General features: G+C 63.7%; 20 protein-coding genes. All 20 read right to left on the reverse strand.

Annotated elements, in window-relative coordinates:
- Positions 1-1,343: vWA domain-containing protein (locus ACY693_RS02870; RefSeq protein ID WP_462320326.1), on the reverse strand; the 1,343-nt coding region annotated here is incomplete at its 3' end.
- 100 nt (positions 1,344-1,443) lie between these two features.
- Complete coding sequence (locus ACY693_RS02875; protein ID WP_462320327.1) at positions 1,444-2,538, reverse strand: AAA family ATPase; 1,095 nt, start codon at positions 2,536-2,538, stop codon at positions 1,444-1,446.
- The gene (locus tag ACY693_RS02880) at positions 2,535-3,599 is read right to left on the reverse strand and encodes a hypothetical protein (RefSeq protein WP_462320328.1); all 1,065 of its coding nucleotides are present in this window, start codon (positions 3,597-3,599) and stop codon (positions 2,535-2,537) included. The genes ACY693_RS02875 and ACY693_RS02880 overlap by 4 nt, the downstream gene beginning before the upstream one ends.
- Before the next feature lie 188 nt (positions 3,600-3,787).
- Positions 3,788-4,612: a trypsin-like serine protease gene (locus ACY693_RS02885; RefSeq protein ID WP_462320329.1), complete on the reverse strand. Its 825-nt coding sequence runs from the start codon at positions 4,610-4,612 to the stop codon at positions 3,788-3,790.
- Between the two features lie 160 nt (positions 4,613-4,772).
- Positions 4,773-6,242 carry a Y-family DNA polymerase gene (locus ACY693_RS02890; protein ID WP_462320330.1) on the reverse strand — a complete coding sequence of 490 codons (1,470 nt, stop codon included), beginning with the start codon at positions 6,240-6,242 and terminating at the stop codon, positions 4,773-4,775.
- A gap of 290 nt (positions 6,243-6,532) precedes the next feature.
- A complete protein-coding gene (locus ACY693_RS02895) occupies positions 6,533-7,429 on the reverse strand; it encodes a hypothetical protein (protein WP_462320331.1) in 897 nt (298 codons plus the stop codon).
- Positions 7,413-8,207 (reverse strand): transcriptional repressor LexA, encoded by a 795-nt coding sequence (gene lexA, locus ACY693_RS02900; protein WP_462320332.1) that lies wholly within the window; start codon positions 8,205-8,207, stop codon positions 7,413-7,415. The genes ACY693_RS02895 and lexA overlap by 17 nt, the downstream gene beginning before the upstream one ends.
- 275 nt (positions 8,208-8,482) lie before the next feature.
- The gene (locus tag ACY693_RS02905) at positions 8,483-10,291 is read right to left on the reverse strand and encodes an FAD-dependent oxidoreductase (protein ID WP_462320333.1); all 1,809 of its coding nucleotides are present in this window, start codon (positions 10,289-10,291) and stop codon (positions 8,483-8,485) included.
- 148 nt (positions 10,292-10,439) lie between these two features.
- On the reverse strand, positions 10,440-11,615 hold the full coding sequence (locus ACY693_RS02910) for an NADH-quinone oxidoreductase subunit D (protein ID WP_462320334.1): 1,176 nt from the start codon (positions 11,613-11,615) through the stop codon (positions 10,440-10,442).
- A gap of 1 nt (position 11,616) precedes the next feature.
- Complete coding sequence (locus tag ACY693_RS02915) at positions 11,617-12,147, reverse strand: NADH-quinone oxidoreductase subunit C (RefSeq protein ID WP_462320335.1); 531 nt, start codon at positions 12,145-12,147, stop codon at positions 11,617-11,619.
- A gap of 13 nt (positions 12,148-12,160) precedes the next feature.
- On the reverse strand, positions 12,161-12,829 hold the full coding sequence (locus ACY693_RS02920) for a NuoB/complex I 20 kDa subunit family protein (RefSeq protein WP_462320336.1): 669 nt from the start codon (positions 12,827-12,829) through the stop codon (positions 12,161-12,163).
- A 4-nt stretch (positions 12,830-12,833) separates the two neighbouring features.
- Positions 12,834-13,739, reverse strand: coding sequence for a respiratory chain complex I subunit 1 family protein (locus ACY693_RS02925; protein ID WP_462320337.1), 906 nt, complete (start codon positions 13,737-13,739; stop codon positions 12,834-12,836).
- Positions 13,740-13,741: 2 nt separating this feature from the next.
- The gene (locus ACY693_RS02930) at positions 13,742-16,867 is read right to left on the reverse strand and encodes a proton-conducting transporter transmembrane domain-containing protein (protein WP_462320338.1); all 3,126 of its coding nucleotides are present in this window, start codon (positions 16,865-16,867) and stop codon (positions 13,742-13,744) included.
- Entirely contained in the window at positions 16,861-17,217 is a 357-nt protein-coding gene (locus tag ACY693_RS02935) for a sodium:proton antiporter (protein WP_200248675.1), read from the reverse strand. Before ACY693_RS02935 ends, ACY693_RS02930 begins: the two co-directional genes overlap by 7 nt.
- Positions 17,217-17,918 (reverse strand): hydrogen gas-evolving membrane-bound hydrogenase subunit E, encoded by a 702-nt coding sequence (mbhE, locus tag ACY693_RS02940; RefSeq protein ID WP_462320339.1) that lies wholly within the window; start codon positions 17,916-17,918, stop codon positions 17,217-17,219. Before mbhE ends, ACY693_RS02935 begins: the two co-directional genes overlap by 1 nt.
- Positions 17,911-18,165: a hydrogenase subunit MbhD domain-containing protein gene (locus tag ACY693_RS02945; RefSeq protein ID WP_462320340.1), complete on the reverse strand. Its 255-nt coding sequence runs from the start codon at positions 18,163-18,165 to the stop codon at positions 17,911-17,913. Before ACY693_RS02945 ends, mbhE begins: the two co-directional genes overlap by 8 nt.
- Positions 18,162-18,500 carry a monovalent cation/H(+) antiporter subunit G gene (mnhG, locus tag ACY693_RS02950; protein ID WP_462320341.1) on the reverse strand — a complete coding sequence of 113 codons (339 nt, stop codon included), beginning with the start codon at positions 18,498-18,500 and terminating at the stop codon, positions 18,162-18,164. The genes ACY693_RS02945 and mnhG overlap by 4 nt, the downstream gene beginning before the upstream one ends.
- Entirely contained in the window at positions 18,500-18,760 is a 261-nt protein-coding gene (locus ACY693_RS02955) for a monovalent cation/H+ antiporter complex subunit F (RefSeq protein WP_323682337.1), read from the reverse strand. Before ACY693_RS02955 ends, mnhG begins: the two co-directional genes overlap by 1 nt.
- Complete coding sequence (locus ACY693_RS02960) at positions 18,753-19,271, reverse strand: Na+/H+ antiporter subunit E (RefSeq protein ID WP_462320342.1); 519 nt, start codon at positions 19,269-19,271, stop codon at positions 18,753-18,755. The genes ACY693_RS02955 and ACY693_RS02960 overlap by 8 nt, the downstream gene beginning before the upstream one ends.
- Positions 19,272-19,657: 386 nt before the next feature.
- Complete coding sequence (locus ACY693_RS02965; RefSeq protein WP_462320343.1) at positions 19,658-20,182, reverse strand: ferritin family protein; 525 nt, start codon at positions 20,180-20,182, stop codon at positions 19,658-19,660.
- Positions 20,183-20,680: the final 498 nt, after the last annotated feature.

Consider the following 20,680-nt stretch of genomic DNA (forward strand, 5'->3'; position numbering starts at 1 on the left):
TGCACGGCCGGTACCGTCCAGATCACTGGATAGCTGGGTTTGTAGTCGGCGGGACCATCGAGATCGGTGAGGAAGACGGCGATATCCGGGGCGTAGCGCTCGGCCTCGCGCAGCAACGGGCTGAAGTCGGTGCCGCCGCCGCCCTCGAAGGCCAGCTCGCGCAGGTTGGAGCGGCCGGGCTCGAATTGGGCGACGCCGCTGACGCGCTCATCACCGGCGATGAGGGTCAGCCCGGCCTCGAGGCGGCGACTGATGGCCTCGATCTCGCAAGCAAAACGCTCGAGCAGGGCTGGCTCGATGGAGCCGGAGAGGTCGACCATGACCACCAAGCGCGGCACCGCGCGCGAGGCCGTGCGGCCCGGCTCCCAGGGTAGACGCTTGCCACCCGGCGTGCGGCCTTGGTTGGCCAGGTAGGAGCGCGAGGGCCGCGACCAGGATTGATCGGGCGTGCGGGCAAGGCCGCGGGTGAGCAGCGTGCGCAGCAGGTGCTCCCAGGGCGTGCGGACCTTGGGCAGGTCGGCGAGCAGCTCGCGCAGCATCGAGTGGGCGCCATCGCCGGCATGGGCGCGGATTAGCCGTTCGCGCCATTCGCGTGCTTGCTCGGCCTCTTGCTCGGGATGCCTGTCATCCGCGGCTGGCAGCAGATCGCGCGCTGTTGCCTCGCCAAGCCAGCGTGTGCGGCTTGAGCGTGCACCTTCCTCAGAGGCGCTGTCGGTGTTGTCCCGCACGTGCTCCGGCTGCTGCACCTGCTGATCCTGTCCTTCGCGCCTGTTGTTCTGATCGGCCGCGCTGCCTTTCTGATTGGGGTTGGAGCGCCCGCTGCGCCCCTGGCGGCCGAAACGGCGGTCATCGATGGCCCGAGAGAGCCGCTCCAGATCCCATTCGAGCAGTGCCGCGGCAGCGCTCTGCTCGCGGTGCAAGGTACTGGAGACGAGCCCCTCCAGGGTAACGGCTTGCTGCGGCAGCTCGAGCCAGGAGAGGTGTCCGAGGGTGCTGTTGACGATGGCATCGGCGCAGATATTGAAGAGCTCTGGATCGACATCGCCGCGCAGCCGCTCGAGCGCCCTCGCCCGCTGTGCATGCTGCAGCGCAACATGGAGCACCTGATGGGCGACCTGGCCGATCTGCTGCGGTAGCGTTAGCGCCTCAAAGGCCGCTGTATAGAAGATGGTGCGACCGTCATTGGCGGCGCTCGCTAACGGACCCGATCGACGCTCCAGCGCCGGCAGCTCGTCGACATCTTGATGCCGAATCCAGAGGGCCAAGCCGCCCGTCGAAGGCGCGTACTCGACCATCTTCTGGATCGCACGGGTGCCGCGATGGGTATGAAGGGAGGCTTGCATCGGGACGCTCTTTTCTCGATACGGCTCGTTGACAATGCCAGCCTCGGCGGCAACCCGCTAGGCTTGCTCAACCCCGGACTCAATCCAGACGCACAGCGCGCTAGCCACTGAGCCCAGACCGCTCACGCTCTTCGCTATAGCGACGATAGGCGACGCTGTCGAGCACCACGCCCTCAAGGCCGGTCTCGAGCGCGCGCTCCAAGAGCAGCTCCATCGCCAGCGTCTGCGCCTCGCGAACCGGCAGCGGCTCGCGGGCTGGGGCGTCGGGCAGCTGCTCGATGATGGCGAGCGCGCGTGCCATGCGCTCGCGATCAGTCGCCGCGGCCAAGAGCGCGTAGATCATGCCGTAGAGGGCATCCAGGTTGGTCGGCAACAGGGCCGCGGTGGCCTCGCCCGGCGCGGCCTCGAGCAGGGCCACCACATCAACCCCGGCCCGGATCTCCTTGAGCACCCCGAAGAGCTCGGCGGCATTGGCGGCGCCGATCCGGCCCTGCACGAAGACCCGCTTGACCTGGTCAGAGAGTCCGGAGCGCAGCACATTGGAGATGTCCTCCCAACCGCGTGGACTGGCACCGATCAGGTGATCGTTGGCGAGCTGGATCTGGGTATCGTCGAGCTTGTCGGGGCGCACCTTCAGATAGGCCATGACCTCGGGCGCAAAGTTGTTGGCCACCGCATGGCTCAGGAAGGCGTCGATCACGGTCTGGACGTTGAAGTGGAACATCCGATCGGCAAGCGCGGTGCCCATGTCATGGCTGACCGCGCCGTGGAAACTGGCATTACCGGCGGCGACGACCTGCCAGCCCTCAGGCAGCCGGTAATGGCCGACACGGCGATCGAGGATCAACGAGTAGGCCGAGATCTGCAGGCGCTGATCAGCCGCCGTAAGCTCATCGAGGAACAGGATGCCCTCGGCCTGATCGGCCGTCGGCAGGAACTCGGGCGGAAACCAGACCGTCTTGCCTTGTGTGTCATCGGCATAGATCGCGCCGCGGATGTCGACCGGCTCGATGGTGGTCAGGCGCAGGTCGATTAGGGGCACGCCAAAGTGATCGGCCACCTGGCGCACAATCGAGGACTTACCGACGCCACGGGTGCCCCAGAGCATTGAGGCACGATGGCGTAGCACGGGATCGGCGTACTGTTCAATCAGCGCCTGCTTGGCAGCGGCAATGGAGACTGGCGGGATATTCATCCGGCCTCGGCACCCTGTACCGAGCCACCGCCGAAGCGGCCCTTGCTGTCATCGATGATCCAGTCGCGGCCGATCAGCCGCCGCGGCATGGGCGGTATCTCGATCACCGGCAGCTCACGCAGCATGAAGATCCCGATCAATAGCAGTGGCGGCGCGTGGAAGATGAACATCCGCGCAAGCGAAGAGGTCTCCAGCGAGAGCAGCTGAATCAGCGGCGCCGAGCCCAATAGGGCAACACCGATCAGCATCGGGATCGCACGCTGAAAGGTGACCCGCCAACGCGCCGACTGCCAGCGCGCATGAAAATCGGCCGGATCACTCCGCAGCGTCGTTGCGAGATGCCCGACCGCCTGCGACAGCTTGGCCTCGACATCGGGCGTGCGCGCTGGCTCGTCGGCAGCGATGCGCACGCTGCCGCGCCAGAACTTGCCGAGCTGACGCATCGGACGCCACTCCCAGCCAAGGACCGCAAAGAGGTCGGCCGGGACCCGCAAGCGCCGATCATCCTCGGCACGAAGCTCGAAATCGGCCGGCATCTTGCGCCCAGTCTTGGCGTTCAGGGTCAGTACCGCGCCTTCAGTGTGGGCCTCAGCCGTGACCAGCTGCAAGCGCCAATGGGCCGGCTGCTGCTCGCTGGCTGCGACCGGTTGCAACCGATAGCTGCGGGCGATGTGAACAGTATCGACGGCGACAATCTGACGGGAGACCTCGATCGCCTCGATCTGCTCCAGCAGCAGCTCCGGATCAGTGCCCTCAATGCTCAGGGTCGAGCTGAGTCCAGCCTCATCGCTCAGGACGCGCTGCAAGCAAAAATGATCATCCGCCGGATGCTCGAGGATCAGGCTCTCCGTCAGCGATTCCCCGTCCAGTGGCAGGTTTGGATGGTGCACCGGCTTGAACCTGAGCTGACGCTGGGCGCGGTCACTGGCCGCGAGATCAACCTGATAGCCACGCCGACTGAAGGGCGCGACCAGTCCCAAGATCTGATGATGGGTCAGCGGAATCGGACCGGGAGACTCAGCCTCGACCGGAGGAGTAGGTATGGTGACAACGCGAACCATAGCAGCAAGCTCGATCGTTAACGGATGACAGGATGATGACCATACACGGCCTTAACAGCAGGGACACCCCCGTTTTCACCCTGCAAATAGTAGGGGTAAAGGACCGCGACCCTGAGGCGCTCGGAAACCGACCGCGCCGACGAGACCATGACCCCTGCTTGGCGGCTCCATCCTCGGCGTTGCCATCCTCAGGGCCAAGCCTCCCAGTCGGCTAGAGGCGCCAAGTTGACGGCCATATTCGAGCGCGCCCCATGTCGAGCGTTGAGCCCATAGACAACGCTATGCACCCCAACGACACGCCCCTTGTACAGCACGGGACCCCCGGAATCACCAGGACAGAGCGACGGGGCTTGGGCCGATCGCCGGCCAGCTTCGGTATAGAAATTGACCACATCGACCCGGATCACCCGCGACCAACCTGAGCGACGCTCGGCTGACAGGCGCTCGCCGAATTGCCCCAGCTGGGCCAGCTGGCTGCAACCGAAGCCAACCAGCTCCACCTCAGCACCCGCTTGCAGCGGCGTGAAGTCCACAGGGATCGGTGGAATCTCAGGTGTCGCCGTCCCTAGCCGAATCAGTGCGACGTCGGGATAACGCTCAGCGAAATGGTAACGCATGCGCAGCCCCTGCTCGATCAGGTCTGCCGGCAAGGCCGAGGTCTGGCTCTTTAGCTCAGCGAGACGCCGACGACGATAGTCAGCCAGCTTCGTCAGGCCTAACCGATAGGCATCCGGCAGCAGGGTTTCGTCGACGACGGCGGTGATGGCGCCATCGGCATGGGGCTGCTGTGTCCTGTTGTCGAGACTGATTTGCGCGCCGGCGCGAAAGGCTGACTTCAGCTCACCGTTCTGTGCATCGACCACGCAATGCGCAGCGGTGAGCAGGGTGTGTCGACCGATCTTCACCGCGCTGCAAAGCGCCTCCTGATCAACACGGAGGTGTAATACCGCGGGATGCCGCTGCTCGGAATCGAGAGTCCCACCACTGATGGCGAAGGCACAGCTGGCAGGCAACAGCGATGCGCTGATCAGGATGCGAGCGAGACAGGACGCCCGAGTGCGACCTTGAAGCGCTGGCCTGAACCGACAACCAAGGCGAGCCAACCGCAAATGGCTACGGCTGTCGAATAGGCGTCTTGGCGCGCTCATCGGTACTCCCTGGGGTGCTCCCTGGTCAATGGCTGGATGAAAAGAGCGGCATCCCCATGAGACCGTGGAGGAGCCAGCGACGCTCACCACGGATCTCGCGATAGATCCAAAGGCGCTCGCCGCGGTTGTTCTTGGCGACGTAGTAGTCACGCGCGATCTCAAAGCCATCCCACCAGCCGGTCTCGATACGCTCGCAACAGTCGCTGAGCGCAAGCGGGCCATCAAGCCAAGGGCGACCATGGCGCGTCTCGAGCAGCAGCGGCTCAGGCAGCAGCCAGAGGGGTCGCTCAGCACGAGCCAAGAGCAAAGCGCTCAGCTGCTTCTTCGTCTCAGGCCGCCTGCGAGCCCTGCCCTGCTTTGTCACCGAAACCGGATGAGCCATTGCCGGCTGAGTCCAACGCCAGGCGCGCTCTGGTCGATGATCTGCCACCAAAGCCAAGCCACGCACGGCCTGCTCGCCAAGACGGGCCCGAAGACGATCGAGCAAGGATGCTTCGGGTACATTGCAGCTGGGATCAAGGCTCCATAGCTCGCCAACGGTTGGTGGCAGTGGATAGAGACGCTCGCTCAGGAGTCCAATGCCGCGGACCGGCTGCACTAGCCTGATCCGCTCTAGGCGCTCGCGGAGCAGCGCTAGCCAACGCCCTGAATCAGCCTCCAGACGGGCGCTGCCAAGTTGAAAGCATGTCGCCTCACCATCGGCATGAGACAAGCTCCAATGCAATCGTTGCACGCCACTCTGGCGCGCGGCGAGAAAGGCTGCTAACTCGGCGAGTAGGCGATGACAGGGAAAGGTCAGGGCGTCGGTGCTGAGGATCTCCGCCGGCAGCTCTAGCTCAACCTGAAAATGCTCGGGGGGTTGATAGGGTCGTCTTGGATCAGCGCGCTCACCAAGAAGCCGCTCGATGCGCTGCAAGAGCGGCAAGCCGAACCGCTCAGCGAGTCCAGCGCGAGGCAAACGCAGCAGTGCGCCGATACTCTGCACGCCCATGCTAGCCAGATCCTCTCGGGCCTGACGCTCACTGATCAGCAACGCCGGCGGCAGGTCTGTAAGCGCTTGACGCAACGCAGCCCAGCTTGGAATCAAGCCCTGATATCCTGCCTTGGCCAACAGCAGCGCCGCTGATGGGGTTGGCGCCAGCACGCAACGCACCCGCCAGCCAAGCGCGCTGGCCTCGTCGCTCAAACGCTGATGAAAGGCCTCAGCGCCGCCGAACAGGCGCAGGCTGCGCTGCGCCTCCAACACCAGCGCGGCCGGACGCTCGGCTTCGAGGTCTAGGCTCACCAAATCACTGAAACCAAGTGCCCAAGCGGCTAACCGCTCCAATGCCGCGCGCTCGGCCACCGGTCGCCTGGGCAGGATGCGCAGCGCCTCTGACAGTGCGCTGGCACCGGACTCGGAGAGACCGGGCCGCACACCAAGACCGCGTGCTGCAGCATTACAGGCGATGATCTGCTCATGCTCGCTGACCGCAATCGGTAGCGCTCTCTGCACTGTGCGCTCGAAGAGCTGGAGAGACAACGCCGGTAGATACAGCCCAAGCCAGCGACAGCCCCCATCGTCCTGATATCCCCGGCTGCTCCTATCGCTGCTCGGACCATCGCATGAATCGATTTGGCCATGGCATTCAGCAGTCAGCAGATCCGTCTCTGGCGTGGCTCGGATCGCCGCTGTTTGGTCGCTGCGGTTTGCTACCAGGGCCTCAGCCGGGACCGAAGCCACAAGCTGTGGAGACGAGCCGCGGCAGGGTCTCTTGGTTGACCGCCCCCGATTCATGGGCCAGCTCATGAGCAGGATACTGCGACCTGCGGTGCTGCAGTAGACGGCGATGGAGGCCGGGCCCCTAGGTCATCAAGCGAGGAAGCCGAGAGGCTAAGCCGTCTGCCAGCGCGGCCTCCGCGCAGTTTGCGCAGCCCAATCAGCAGCCCATCTGCACCAGCTTCGCAATCCAATCGCAGCATCGCGGGGGTGGGATACTCCGCGGCAGCGGTTGGGCGCAGCAGCAGCACCGGCGTTGAGCGCGACTGTGCGGCTAACTGGAGCCGCCGGAGCACCGGCGTCGTCCAGGCCGCATCCTGTTTGCGACCCTGGTGCCCAGGCTCGCTCGCAGTCCAAGCAATGACCGCGGCACAACCCCCCATGCGCAGCCCTTGCTCCATGACCCAGGCGCCCTGCGCTGGCGCATCGACCAGGAGCAGGCGCTCGAGATCGAGCCCTTGCGCGACCAAGGCGGGGGCGTACGGGATCAAGGGCGGGCTCACCAACAGCAACCAGCCCTGATCCTGCTGATGCAAGTGAGCCTGATCCCTACTGGCTCCCCTGCTGGCTTCCCGACTGCCCTCCCTGCTGGCTCGACCGGGCTGAGCAACCGATTGATCCGCCTGACTGCTCGGCGAATGACGACCATCGCTGCAAAGGCGCGCCAAGGCTGGCAGGATCAGTGCGAGTCCGGCACCAGGCTGATCAGTGAGCACCTCAGTGAGCCCATTGATCGGCCAACCATCCCAAGGCAAGGCCTGATCCAATTCGGCAAAACCGGTCGCCATGCCTTTGGCCAAGGCACTGGTCTCGACGCGACCGCGCCAGAGGTCGGCGCGATCAGCAAGCAATCGCTGCAACGCAGTCGGCTCCGGGGTCGACTGCTGCCGGGAAACCGAATGCAGCTCAGAGACGCCGGGCATGGTGTGACACCTGCTGGCGATCCTGATGTCCAGAAGACCCATGCTGTTCCCGCGCTCCTTGCGAGATCCCCAGGCGCAGCACGCCCACGCCCAGCCCCTCAATGACCAGCGCCTGCTCGCGCAGGTCGATCTGCATCAGCGCAAAGGCCGGATTCTCGGGCAACAACTGTACTTGATGAGGCTGCCCTTCAATCCGCCGGAAGCGCTTGACCGTGACCTCATCATCGACGCGAACGACCAGGATCTGACCGTTTTGCGCCTCCGGCGTGCAGTGCACGGCGAGTAGATCACCGTCGAGAATACCTGCATCGCGCATGCTGAGACCCCGCACCCGTAGCAAGTAATCCGCGCGAGGATGGAATAATCCCGGATCGATCCAGTGGTAGTCCTCGATGTGCTCCTCAGCCAGGATCGGGCTACCGGCCGCAACCTGGCCGACCACCGGCAAGCTCAGGGATGCCCTCTCCGAGCCCCTCAAGGGCTCGGTCACTGCTTTGGCTACCGTCTCAGCGGCCGTCTCAGCGGCCGTTTCAGCAGCCGTTTCAGCAGCAGCCCCAACAGACTCATCCAACAGCGTGATGCCGCGCGACGCCCCGGGTTTTAGGGCAATCACGCCATGCCGAGCCAATGCCTTCAGATGATCGACAGCCGCATTGACCGAGCGAAAGCCAAAGGCCTCGGCGATCTCGGCCCGGGTCGGCGGATAACCGGTTTCGCGCCGGCGCTCGCGGATGAACGCTAGGATCTGGCGCTGGCGTGGGGTCAGGGTGTCACCCATAATGGATAGGCAGCAGGAATATCATGCGCGATAACTGTCATTATATACAGTTCACGCGGCAATCGTCATTATGACTCCAGTGCTTTCAAGCCATGGAAAACGCTCCCCCGAGCGAGCCCTAGCTGCGAAACCTGGCTTCCGAGGGCCCACAAGGTTTAGCTGTTTCTAGCTCATGAGCTCGTGAACAGTGACCCCGATTTATTCTCTCTTTGGTAACACGAAGCGAGCAGCACAGCTCGTCGTCGCGCGGTTTGTCAACTCGAGCGGCGCGCGAGTTAGCTGATCCGAGCAGACTTGCCCGCGAAGGCCGCCATCATACTGGCCGCGATTCGATGCCCAGCAGCAACCGCGGTGATCACGTCCGGTCCCTGGACCGCATCCCCCGCCGCCCAGAGCCAAGACTCGGAGGTGCGCCCGTCGGCGTCGATGCGGATGCGGTTGCGCTCCCATGCCAAGGCCTCGGTCAACGACTCCCCGAGAAAGGCATGGTCGGCAGCCTGGCCGATGGCTTCGACGATCAGGCCAGCGTCGTGGATCTGGATGTCGCTGTCGTCGTAGTTCGGTGCGAAACGCCCCTGTTCATCAAAGACCGAGACGCAGTGAACGGTCTCTAGCCCAGTGAGGGCGTCGCGCTCGATCAGGCACTGACGCGGACCGCGACTGGGAAGGATGACGACGCCCTCCTCGCGTGCCTCGTCGATCTCCTCGCGATCGGCGAGCATCAGGTCCTCGGCCTCGAGAGCGACTAGGGTGACACCGACCTTGCCAAACTGCTGGCGCTGCAGGCGCGCCAGGCTGCGGGCGATATCCATGGCGACGTTGCCGCCACCAATGACCGCCAGGGTCTCTGGAACCTCAAAGCGTTCACCGAGGGTGACGCGGCGGAGCAGCTCGACGGCGGAGACGACGTCCTGATGCTCGCTGCCGGGGATGCGTGTGGAGCGGCCTTGGTGCAGGCCGATGGCGAGCAGGACGGTATCGTGCTGCTCGCGCAGCTGATCGATACTGATGTCCTCGCCAACGCGGGTGTTGCAACGGATCTCGACCCCCATGGAGCGGATCACGTCGACATCCTCATCGAGCTTGTCGTAAGGCAGCCGGTATTCCGGGATGCCATAGCGCATCATGCCGCCGGGAGCGGGCAGCGCCTCGAACACCGTGACGCCATGACCGGCCTTGGCCAAATCGAAGGCGGCGGCGAGCCCTGCCGGTCCGGCCCCAATGATCGCGACCTGATGCCCGCTGGGCTCGCTGATGCGGCCCTCGGCGGCGATCTGCTTGATCCGCTCGTGCGGCACCTGATCGATGATGTGGCGCTTGAGCCAACGGATGGCGATCGGATCGCCCTCGTGCCGCGCCGCGCAGCTGGTCTCACAGCGATGGGTGCAGACGCGGCCGCAGACATTCGAGAAGGGATTGGTCTGATAGAGCAGCCGAATGCCCTGCTCGTAGTCGCCGTCGCGAATCGTGGCAATGTACTCGGGCACTGCCATGTGTGTCGGACAGGTGGCCACACAGAGGCCGCAGGAGACGCAGCGGTCGGCCTCGAGCTTGGCCTGCTCGAGGTCGTAGCCGGCGACGATCTCGACGAACGAGTCAGCGCGTGCCTCTGGCTCGAGCTCCCCCATCGTCACGCGCTCAATGCCGGTGAGTCGATGTCCCTCAGGACGCCGGTAGCCGAGCTCGGAGCTGTCCCAGTGCTTCAGATCGACGCCAGGGGTAAAGCAGAACACATCCGGGTCATGGTCGACCCATTTGTACTCGTTCGACATGCTGAGCGAGCTGGTCATGCAGACATCGACACAAAGCGCGCACCAGCAGCAGCGCCCATAGTCGATACGCGGACGCAGGCCGGAGTCGCCGGGCTTGGTCGCGATCTCCGCGACCGCGACCATGTCGATCGCCGCGTTCTGGCAGATCGTCTCGCAGGTGCCGCAGCCGATGCACTTCTCGATGTCGTTTTGGTGGAAGCCACGATAGCGCGGCGCACCTGGCCGATCGTTGAGCGGATCAGGGATCGTAACCGGATCGCGGAAGAGGTTCTTCCAGGCGCTGAAGGGAGAAAGGACGTCGCGAAGGCTCATCCTAATGTCTCGTCTGTTGTAGAGCTGAACCGTGGAGAGCTGAACCATGGCATGCGCGCACGATGGGCCAACCTAGCGAGCCGACCCAGTTGGCTGATCCCGCTGGGTGCACCATTGGCCGCCACTTCGATCTGTTCCAGCGGCCGCATTAGCGCTCGATCTCAGGCGGATAGGTGTGTAGGGAGACCATCAGCGCCGCGACATCGGAGATGTTGCAGTTGACGATCAGGCGCTCGAGCAAGGCCATCGCGTGCGTGTACGATGGACCGCGAACATTGACCCGGCGTGGATAGCCGCTGCCATCGGTGACCAGGTAATAGCCATATTCGCCACGCGAGCACTCGCCGCGGATGTAGGTCTCGCCAAACGGGATCTTCCAATGCAAGACATTCGGCAGCGGCGCCATCACCGCCCCTGAGCGCGGCATCCGGGCCAGGATCTGGCGGATCAGGTCGATCGAGATCAGCAGATCACGGCGGCGCACATCGGCACGGGTGAAGACATCGGAGTCCTGACCGACCACCGGCTCGAAGTCCAGCTCCGGATAGACCAGGTAGGGCTGATCCTTGCGCACGTCCTTGGCAACACCAGCGGCACGCGCGGTCGGGCCGGTGACGCCATATTGATCGACGATCGCCGGGTCGATATAGCCGAGCCCAACGGTGCGCTTCTTGAACACCGCGTTGTGGAACATGACGTCATTGACGTCGGCCAGCGTGGACTCGATCTCGCGCAGGGTTTCCTCCATGCGCTGGTCGAAGCCATCGGGCAGCCGGTCGCGCACCCCGCCGGGCATGATGAACATGTGATAGATGCGCGCCCCACTCAGTTCCTCGAAGCGGTCAAGCATCAAGTCACGCACATAGGTCGTCCACTGACCGATCACGCCCTGGCCGAGCGCCCCGGCCTGGCCCCCGAGGTACATCAGATAGCTGTTGATCCGCCCCATCTCGAGGATCAGGGTGCGTATCCAATCGGCCCGCTCCGGGACCTCGAGCCCCGCCAGCTCCTCGACCGCGGCCGCGTAGCAGTACTCGTTGAAGTCGGGCTCGGGGACACAGATACGGCAGACGATCGGGAAGCACTGGATGAAGGTGCGCCGTTCCATCAGCTTCTCGAAGCCGCGATGCAGATAGCCGACGTGGGTCTTGCCTTCGACTACCTCGTCGCCGCAGACGGTCAGCTCGACCGACATGTTGCCGGTGATGCCAGGATGCTGTGGCCCCTGCCAGAGCTTCAGATACTTGCCCGAGCTGAGGTCGATGTCCAGGCTGCCGTCCGGCTTCCTGGATGGGTATTGACTGCGGTCTGGTTGATACGCCATCTCAGGTCTTGTCCGGATAGAGCTGTTGCTTCATGAACTCAGCGGGATCAGTCGACGCGCGTCCCGGTCGCGGCGCGAAGACCTCGTCGGAAAACTTCAGGGTGTCGAAATCGCGCCGGTAGGGAGGGGTTCTGATCCAGCCTTCGAGGATGAAGTCTTCGTCGACCCCGGGGCTGCCCGGGAAGTCGATGCCGAACATCTCCCGCAGCTCACGCTGGTAGGTGGCCGCGGTGGGCCAGAGGTCATGGATGCTGTCCATCGATGCCGGGTCCCGCGGCAACATCACCCGCACCCCCAGATCGCAAGCTGCCAGCCGGTTGTTCATCAGGTAGGTCAGCTGGAAGTTGCCATCCTCCAGCCAGTCGACCGCGGTGAGCAGCACCAGATGGGTGAAGCCCTCCTGGTCGCGCAGATGGATCAGCAGCGATCGGAGTTGCTCCCTGGGGATGGTGACGAACGCCAGGTCCGGCCGTTGCTCGGTCAGCGCCCCCAGCGGGAAGGCCGTTGTCAGTCTGTCGTACAGATCGCGCATCGCTATCGGCCGCTCACCAGTTGTAGTCCGGCATGTCCCAGTCGTGGATCACCCGCTTCTGGTTGGCCTTGTACCAGTCGAACTGCTCGGCGTACTGGTTGGCCCCCTCCGCCTTGCCGGCCCGGATGATCCGCTTGAGCTCCTCGAAGCCGGCTAATAGCGCCTCCGGACGCGGCATGCAGCCGGCGATGTAGACGTCCACCGGCAGGTATTGGTCCAGCCGGGTGATGGTGTTGTAGGAGTCGAAGTACATGCCGCCGTTGATGGTGCAGGAGCCCAAGCCGACCACGTACTTCGGGTTCGGCATCTGCTCGTAGGAGCGGATCACCCGCTTCAGGGTCTTCACCGAGAGATAGCCGGAGATCACAAACAGGTTCGACTGGCGCGGCGTCGGCCGCCACTGGATGCCGAAGCGGTAGGCGTCGAAGCGCGGCGTCATCAGCGGCCGCATCTCGATCGCCCCGCAGCCGGTGCCGAAGCCAAGAATCCAGAGCGATTCGGCCCGAGCCCAGTTGAACAGGCCTTCCACGATCTTGCTGTAGGCCGCCGGCATCACCGTCGGCGCGGACTGACAGTAATAGTCCCGCAGCGGATCAATCTCGATCTTTTGGCCATCGGGCGTCTCGATGACGCGCTTCTTCAGCTCATCCCGGACGGGCGGTGTTGGAAAATCGTCTTTCATGGGCTTACACCATTAGGATCGCAGCGATGCCAAGCGGCACCGCCCAGATCAAGAACCAGCGAATCGACTGCTCGACCCGGAAGCGCGGGAAGACGACCCCGACGATGACCGAGACCAGATAGATCAGAAACACCTTGAGAAAGAACACCGGCCAGCTCGCCGCCCCGCCGAAGAACAGATTCATGTAGATCACGATCTTGGCGATCGGAAAGATCGCGCGATTGGTCTGCATCAGGGCCAGGTAGGACGAGTGGTACTCGGTCGGCGGCCCGATCGGGATCTCCTGCGGCGCCAGCACCACATCGAACGGCGGGCGCATCATCGTGCCGAGGAACGAGAGCATGGCCGCAGCCACCGCGAGCGGGTTGCTGAACAGGGTCCAATTCAGAATACCGCCCTGCTGTGCAGCCACGATCTCGGTCACCGAGAGGGTCTGATACTGCACGGCGACCGCGTAGACGGCCAACGCGAACGGCAGCTCGGCCGCGGTCACCTGCGACAACCCGCGGGTGACGCCGATCGCCGAATAGGGATGACCACTCTCACCCGCCCCCAGCGCCATCCCCAGCGAGCCGAAGAAGACAAAATAGAGCGCCAGGATCAGATCGCCGGCAAAGGACATGTTCGAGAACATCTCGCTGCCGTAGATGGTCGGCACGAACATCAGCAGACCGACCCCGCCGGTGAGTCGGAACACCGGGCCCAGATAGAACATCACGCCATGAGTGATGGAGCTGCGCAGCCCGTAGTTCTTGATCAGGTCGAGGTAGTTCTGCCAGACCTGGATACCATGCCGGCGCCCGACCCGGGCCGCGATCTTGGCCATTACCGCGGTCAGCAGGAAGCCATAGTTGGCGACGATGAACAGGGTCAGCAGCGCATAGGGGATCTTGATCCATTCAAACGACATGGTTAGAGCCCCATCCGCAGCAGGTAGACGACCACGACGAAGGCCAGCAGCTGGATCGCGTAGGTCTGACCATTACCGGTGTAGAGCCGACGCAGCAGATCGGCACTGGCGTGCAAGAGATCGACGATGGCGGCCCAGAAGCGCTCGATCAGTGGTTCGGTGAGGAAACCCAGCGCCTTACGGTAGGGCGCGAAGAAGTTCCAGGCGAAGTGCGTGGTCTCGGGTCGATACGGCCGCTCACCAGCGAAGACGATGTTGAACTGCTTGACCTTTTGCGCCTTGCGATTGACGAAGACCAGCCAGGCGAACAGGCTCGCGAAGATCACGCCGACCACGATCATGATCGAGATCGGGCTCCAATAGCCGAAGGCACTGGTGATGGTCAGCCCCTCCCAACCCAGGGCGCCCTCGGGATGGAACTGACTGATGTAGGCATCGACCCGCCGCAGCGCCAGCCCCGGGACCAGCGCGAAGACCAACAGGAAGGCGACGAAGATCATCTGCGGCAGCACCAGCCAGAAGGGTGCCTCTTTCACCCGTCGGTGCTCGTCCTTGAGCTGCCCCAGGAAGATGGTATGGATCAGCCGGAATAGATACAGGAAGGCGATCGGCCCGGAGATGAAGATCAGGATCATCGGCAGCCGATACTCGGCGGTCAGGATGGCGTTGTAGAAGATCCAACGCCCACCGAAGCCGGACAAGGGCGGCACGCCAGACATGGCGATGATGCCGATCAGCACCGCGATGAAGGACAGCGGCATCAAGGTGATCAGCCCGCCCATCCGATACATGTCACGGGTACCGGTGCGCTTGGCGACGCCGCCGACCGAGAGGAACAGCATCGATTTATAGATGAAATGATTGATCACGAACATCAGGGCCATCAGCCAGCCGAGATGGTTCATCATCGCCAGGCCGAACAAGGCATAGCCCATCTGACCGATCGACGAATAGGCCAGCAGGCGCTTGGCATCCTCCTGAAAGGCCGCCATCAGGTTGCCGATCAGCGCCGAGAGCGCCCCGATCCAAAGCAGGATATGGGTCAGCTCGACCCCATGGAGCTGCTGACTGCCCATGGCCATCAACAGCACGAAGAGCCCGAACAGCCCGGCCTTGAGCAGGATGCCCGAGACCATCGGCGAGACATCGGTCTCGGCCTCGGCATGGGCGCCCGGTAGCCAGATATGCACGCCAACGGCGGCGGTCTTGGTCATGAAACCGATGGCCAGGAGCAGGAAGACCCAGGGGGCGATCGGCGCGGCGACCTGCGCCAGACCGGTCAGCGGGAACCCTGGATCACCGCCAGCGGCGAGCGCGAATCCAGCCAGGATCAGGAAGGCGCCGCCGAGGGAAAAGATCATGTACGAGAGCGCATGCGGCTCCGAGCGTTGCCCACGCAGGATCAGGAAGTAGGAGCCGATGGTGAGCGACTCCCAGGCCGCGAAGAAGCTGAAGGCGTCCTCGGCCAGGATCAGCATCGCCAGGCCGGCATACATCAGCATGGCCGATGGATAGAAACCGATGCGCCGCCCCTGCGTCTGATAGCTCGCCAGCAGGATCAAGGCGCCACCGAGCAGCATCACCGCGGCAAAGATCAGCTGCAGCGGATCATAACTGGGCAGCGTCAGCAGAAACCAAGCGACCATGCCGACGATGGCGACACTGTTCTTGACCCGCACCGACAGCGGCTCGAGCGCCAGAAAGGCGAGCGCGAACAGCAGCGGCACGGCCAGCAGCAGATTGCCGTTGGGCGAGAGCGCGCCCCAGATGAAGCCCAGGCCCCAGCCCGCGGCCACCGCGCTCAAGATCACCGCGCGCTTGAAGGATGGTGCCGCCACCGGTTCCAGCGAGCGCTCTCGCTTGAGCGCCTGCCCGAACCATCGGAACAGATAACCGGCCTCGAGCAAGGCGCCGAACAGGATCAACCCGATCAGCGCCAACCGGTCCTCGCCAGCCAGCGCGATGACCAGCTCCCACTTGGCGTAGAAGCCCGGGAACGGCGGCAGACCGACCAGCAAGGCGATGAAGCTGGCAAAGGCGAAGATCAGGATCGGATGCCCCTGCAGCGCGCTCCAAGCCGTCAGCTTGCGCCCTTCGATCAGGCCAGACAACCAATAGAGCCCAGCCTTGGCCACCGCATGGGCCAGCAGAATACCGCCGGCGATGAAGAGGTAGCGATCGCCCAGCAGGTCACGCTGGCCGACAACCGCCAGGATCAACCCCACCTGCGCCACCGAGGAGTAGCCCAACAGGCGCCGGTCGTTGGTCTGCGCCAAGGCAAACAGATTGGCACCGACGAAGCCGAAGAGACCAATCCCGGTGGCCACCGGCAGCCAGGTCGAGCCGCCGATCAGCAGCAGCTTATCGGCGGCGAACAGCGCGGCGGATGCCGAGGCCGCTGACAGCATCGCCGAGAAGGCCGGGTGCGCAGACTCATAGACATCCAGCCCCCAGCCATTGGCCGGGAAGGGCTTCAGGTCCAGCAGGATGGCGATGAACATCAGGAAGAAGGCCAGCGCGCCGCCCTGCAGCACCAGCGCCGACAGCTCGGCCATGCCGTCGATATTGAGGGTGCCGGTGGCGTGGTAGGCGAAGATGATGCCGACCAGCAACAGGACGGTGATGACCTGGGAGGCAACCAGGTACTTGAAGCCCGCCGCCAGGGCACGCTGATCGCGCGAGAGCAGCACCAGCCCACCGGTGGCGATGGCGACCAGCTCGAAGAACACGAACAGGTTGAACAGATCGCGGGTCAGAACGATACCGCAGGCCGCCATGGTGAAGACCAGCAAGGTCGCCAGCGCCCGGCGCCCCTGCTTGAACATGGTGTCGCGCAGGTAGACCGCTGAGAGCAGGCCGGTCAGATTGATCAATAGGGTCAGCACGGCCTCAGCCAGCCCCATGCGCAGGTTGATCGCATAGGGTGGCAGGGTACCAGCGGTCAGGATGTCCACCGCGCGGCCATCCCCAGCCGCCATCACCCAGACCCAGCCGGCGGAGATCAGGCTCATCAGGGCGAGTGCCGCCAGGCTCAGACCATAGGCACCGGCGCGCCAGTCATCGCGCAGCAGACCGAGCAGTAACGCGGCCCCAAGCCCGACCGCGAGGATATAGATGGCGCTTACCATTTCAGGTCCTTGAACGCGGAGATATCGAGGGTGCGCTTGCTCTCATAGAGCTTGTACGCATAGGCGAGCATCAGGGCCGTCACGCCGACGCCGATCACGATCGCGGTCAGCACCAGGGCCTGCGGCACTGGATCGATGATGCGCGCGGCCGCCTCGGCCACCGGCACCGCCGCATCGAGGATCGGCGCCGTGCGCCCGTGCAGATAGCCGACGGCGACCATGACCAGGTTGACCCCGGTGTTGGCGACCGTGAAGGCGACGATCATGCGCAGGATGTTGCGATTGGTCAGCGCCCCATAGAGCCCAATTAGGATCAAGACGAAGCCGGTGGTCATGGCGATATAGGCCATCAAAGATCCTCCGTCTCGGACAGATACGCCAACATCGAGGAGAACTCCGCGCCGACCTTGAGGCCGATGAAGGAGTAGATGATCGGTATCGCGCCGGCCGAAAAGAGCGCGCCGAGGCTGCCGATCGGCAGGATACGGTTGTCAAGGAAGCCACCGGCAAGGACGATACCAAGCAGGCCGATGCCGACGAAGACCAGACCGGCGGTCGACTCGATGGCGGTGATCAGCCGATGACTGATGCGCCGCAGTGGATCGGTCAGCAGCAGTAACAGGATCGCCGAGGCGAGGATGGCACCGCCCTGAAAGCCACCACCCGGGGTTAGATGGCCATTGACGAAGACATAGGCCCCAAGCAGCAGGATCAGCGGCACCAACAGCCGGGTGCCCGTGGTGAGCAGCTCACCGGCAGGCGGCAACTCGCGCCCGGAGCCCCAACCCTCGCGACCGCCGTGAGACAGCACCAGGCCGACGATGGCGGCGGTGAGGAACAGCACCGTGACCTCGCCGAGCGTATCGAGCCCGCGGAAGGTGACGATGATGGCAGTGACGATGTTGGCCGCACCGATGTCCTGGGCCGTATGCTCAGCGTAGTAACGGGCGCTGAGATTCAGCGTCTCGTCCGGGGAGTAGCTGGCCATGAGCCCGACAAAGACCGCGGCCAGCCCGAGCAGTAGCAGGATGACGAAACCGCGCCTAATCATGCTCGCCTCCGCGCACCCGCCCGAGGACGAAGAAGAACAGGAAGGTGGTCAGGCCGCTGCCGATCGCCGCCTCGGTCATGGCCACATCCGGCGCCGCCAGCAGCAAGAACTGCACAGAGGCCAGCAGGCTCACCAACCCCGCGGAGAGGATGGAGACGGCCAGGCTTTGGCCTCCGCGTGTCGCCAAGATCGCCGCCGCCACAATGGTGACGCTCAGCAACAGGCTCATCGCGATGAGCAGTGTCATGGCTTCTCTCCCAGGTCTTGCTCGAGCTGATCGACGACCGTCTGCGGCGCCTGCTTGACCCCGACCCGGTGCGCCGCGCGCGCCAGCACCTGCGACGAGAGCGGATTGGTGAAGAGCAGGAACAGGCCGATCAAAAGCAACTTCAGCGCCCAGTCCGGGCGCAGGCAGGCGACCCCGGCGAGGGTCAGCAAGGTGCCCAGGGTGGTGGCCTTGGTGCCGGCCTGGATGCGGTTGTAGGCATCCGGCATGCGCACCAACCCAATCCCACCGGAGAGCAGAAAGGCCGCGCCCCCAACCAATAGGATGGCCCCGAGCAGATACAGCAGCGATGGCATCAGAAGCCCCTTTCGATGTAGCGGGCGACGACGATCACCCCCAGAAACGACAGCAAGGCATAGACCAGGGCAACGTCCAGATAGATGCCGCGTCCCTCGGCCAGCGCCGCGAGCGCGATCCCGGTAATGCTGACGATGGTGAGGCTATCGAAGGCGATGATGCGATCAACCGCCGTCGGCCCGGCCATGAAGCGCCAGAGCGCGAGCAGAAAGGCGACCCCAACGATGGTCGCGGCCAGATAGATCAGCAAATCAACCATAGATGACCTCGAGATAGCGCTCGAAACCGGCGACGATCTCGGCGGTGGCCCCCTCGACATCGGTCGACCCAACGCTGACCCAGTGCACATACAGCCACTCGCCATCCATCTCGACCGTGAGGGTGCCTGGCGTCAGCGAGATCGAGTTGGCCAGCATCAGCCGCCCCATGCGACTCTTCAGCCTGGTGCGGACCTTCACGATACCGGGCTTGATCGGCAACGATGGGGACAGGACGATGGTGGCGAGTTTCAGATTGGACTTGACCAACTCTTTGAAGAACAGGCCGTAGTAGCGAATCCCCGCAACGAACGCTGCGGGGGTCGCGCGAAATTCAGTGAAGAACGAGAGGCCGCTGGGGAACAGCAGCGCGATGGCCAGGGAGACCATGACCCCGACGATGAGCACGTCGGCCGTCACCCGGCCCATGAGCATGAGCCAGAACAACAGCAGGGTCGCGAACATCACGACGATACGCCGTGCTTGCGTTACGGTCTCGCTGTTCGCTGCCATCTTGAGCCTCGGAGGGAAAACGCCTGCTGTCACAAGGCGCATTTTGCCCGCACCCATGGGGCGCGAGCCAGGCTCACCCTGAAATCAGCAACAGGGGGCTACCGCTAGAGTCCCTCCGCCGATCTGCGCCCAGAGGCCGGTTTCGAGCATCGCTCATCCTGCAACCAGCGGCGCTCATCTTGCATCTGCCGCTCGCTGAGTGCGATGCCCTGGGTCAAGATGTCATTGACTTTGCCTCCATTGATCAGGTCGAAGGCAGCAAAGGTGGTCCGGAGGTCCTAGCGGCCCCAAAGGTCGCGGTCGATCTTACGGCTTCCTGGCTTCCTGGCTGACTGCCAGGTAGCTCTGCATGAATGCCTGGCATCCTTGCCATCAGGCCAGGGGGCTCAGACGCCGCCGCTGTGGACCGTCTCGTAGTAGAGCTTTTCCAATTCCTCCTTGTGCTTGGCCTCTTCGTTGGCCAGGTACTCGAACAGCTCCTTGAAGGGGCCAGCCGGCGCGCTGTCAGCGAGTGAGCGGTAGTGCGTCATCGCAAGATGCTCGCGGCTCATGGCGTACTGCAGCACCGCTTGATCATCGGGCTTCTCGCCGAGGTCGGGCGTCATCACGGCCTCGGCGAACTTACCGTCCGTCGCCGGACGCTCCACCTCGGCCGTGATCTGGTCTTGGATGTCGTCGCGCGCCGCCAGCGCGGTGAACAGTTCATAGTGGCCCTGTTCCTCTTTCGCCAGTTCCTCGGCGAGCCAGCGGAAGTTCTTGCTGATCTTCGGGATCAGGTCGGTATAGAAGTTACGCGCGCTCTCTTCGAAGGAAGTTGCAACGCTGAGTACATCCTCTAAGGTGGTCATGGAACGGATGCGCTCGTAGCTGGACTGCTGACCCTCCAGCGGGCCCGTCGATTCTGTGCTCATAGGCTTTGCTCGTTGTTGCAGGAGGACGCTGGCGACTTTGCGCGAATGATGACCCATCGGCCACAGCCATGACGGCCTCGGAGGTGATGACCAGATCGCCTGTCACACTGAGCCAATCGCACACTGAGCCAATCGCACGGGGTATGCAATTGATCCCTCGCGCTCAGACGTCCGCAGCTCCATTCGAGTTCCGCATTCAGCGCATTGCCCCCGAGATCAGGCTAGTTGGCGCCGCCTTCTGGATTTGGCTGGCAACGGGGCTACAGGCAGCCTCGGTCCTCATCTCTCTGGGCCCGCCTGATGCGAGCACGCTCGAACTGACTCGCAACGATCAGCAAGCGCTCGAAGACCTCGACCGTGGGGCTATGTTCATCTGCTTCAGGTTTCGCGGATACGGAGATCAGGTCGCGGACTTCGACGTGGACAAGCGCAACGGGAAGCAGCTAACCGCCAACAATATGCTGAAGAACGGCTTGCAATCAATCGCTACAAGTCAGT

The sequence above is a fragment of the Halochromatium sp. genome (genome assembly GCF_054919635.1).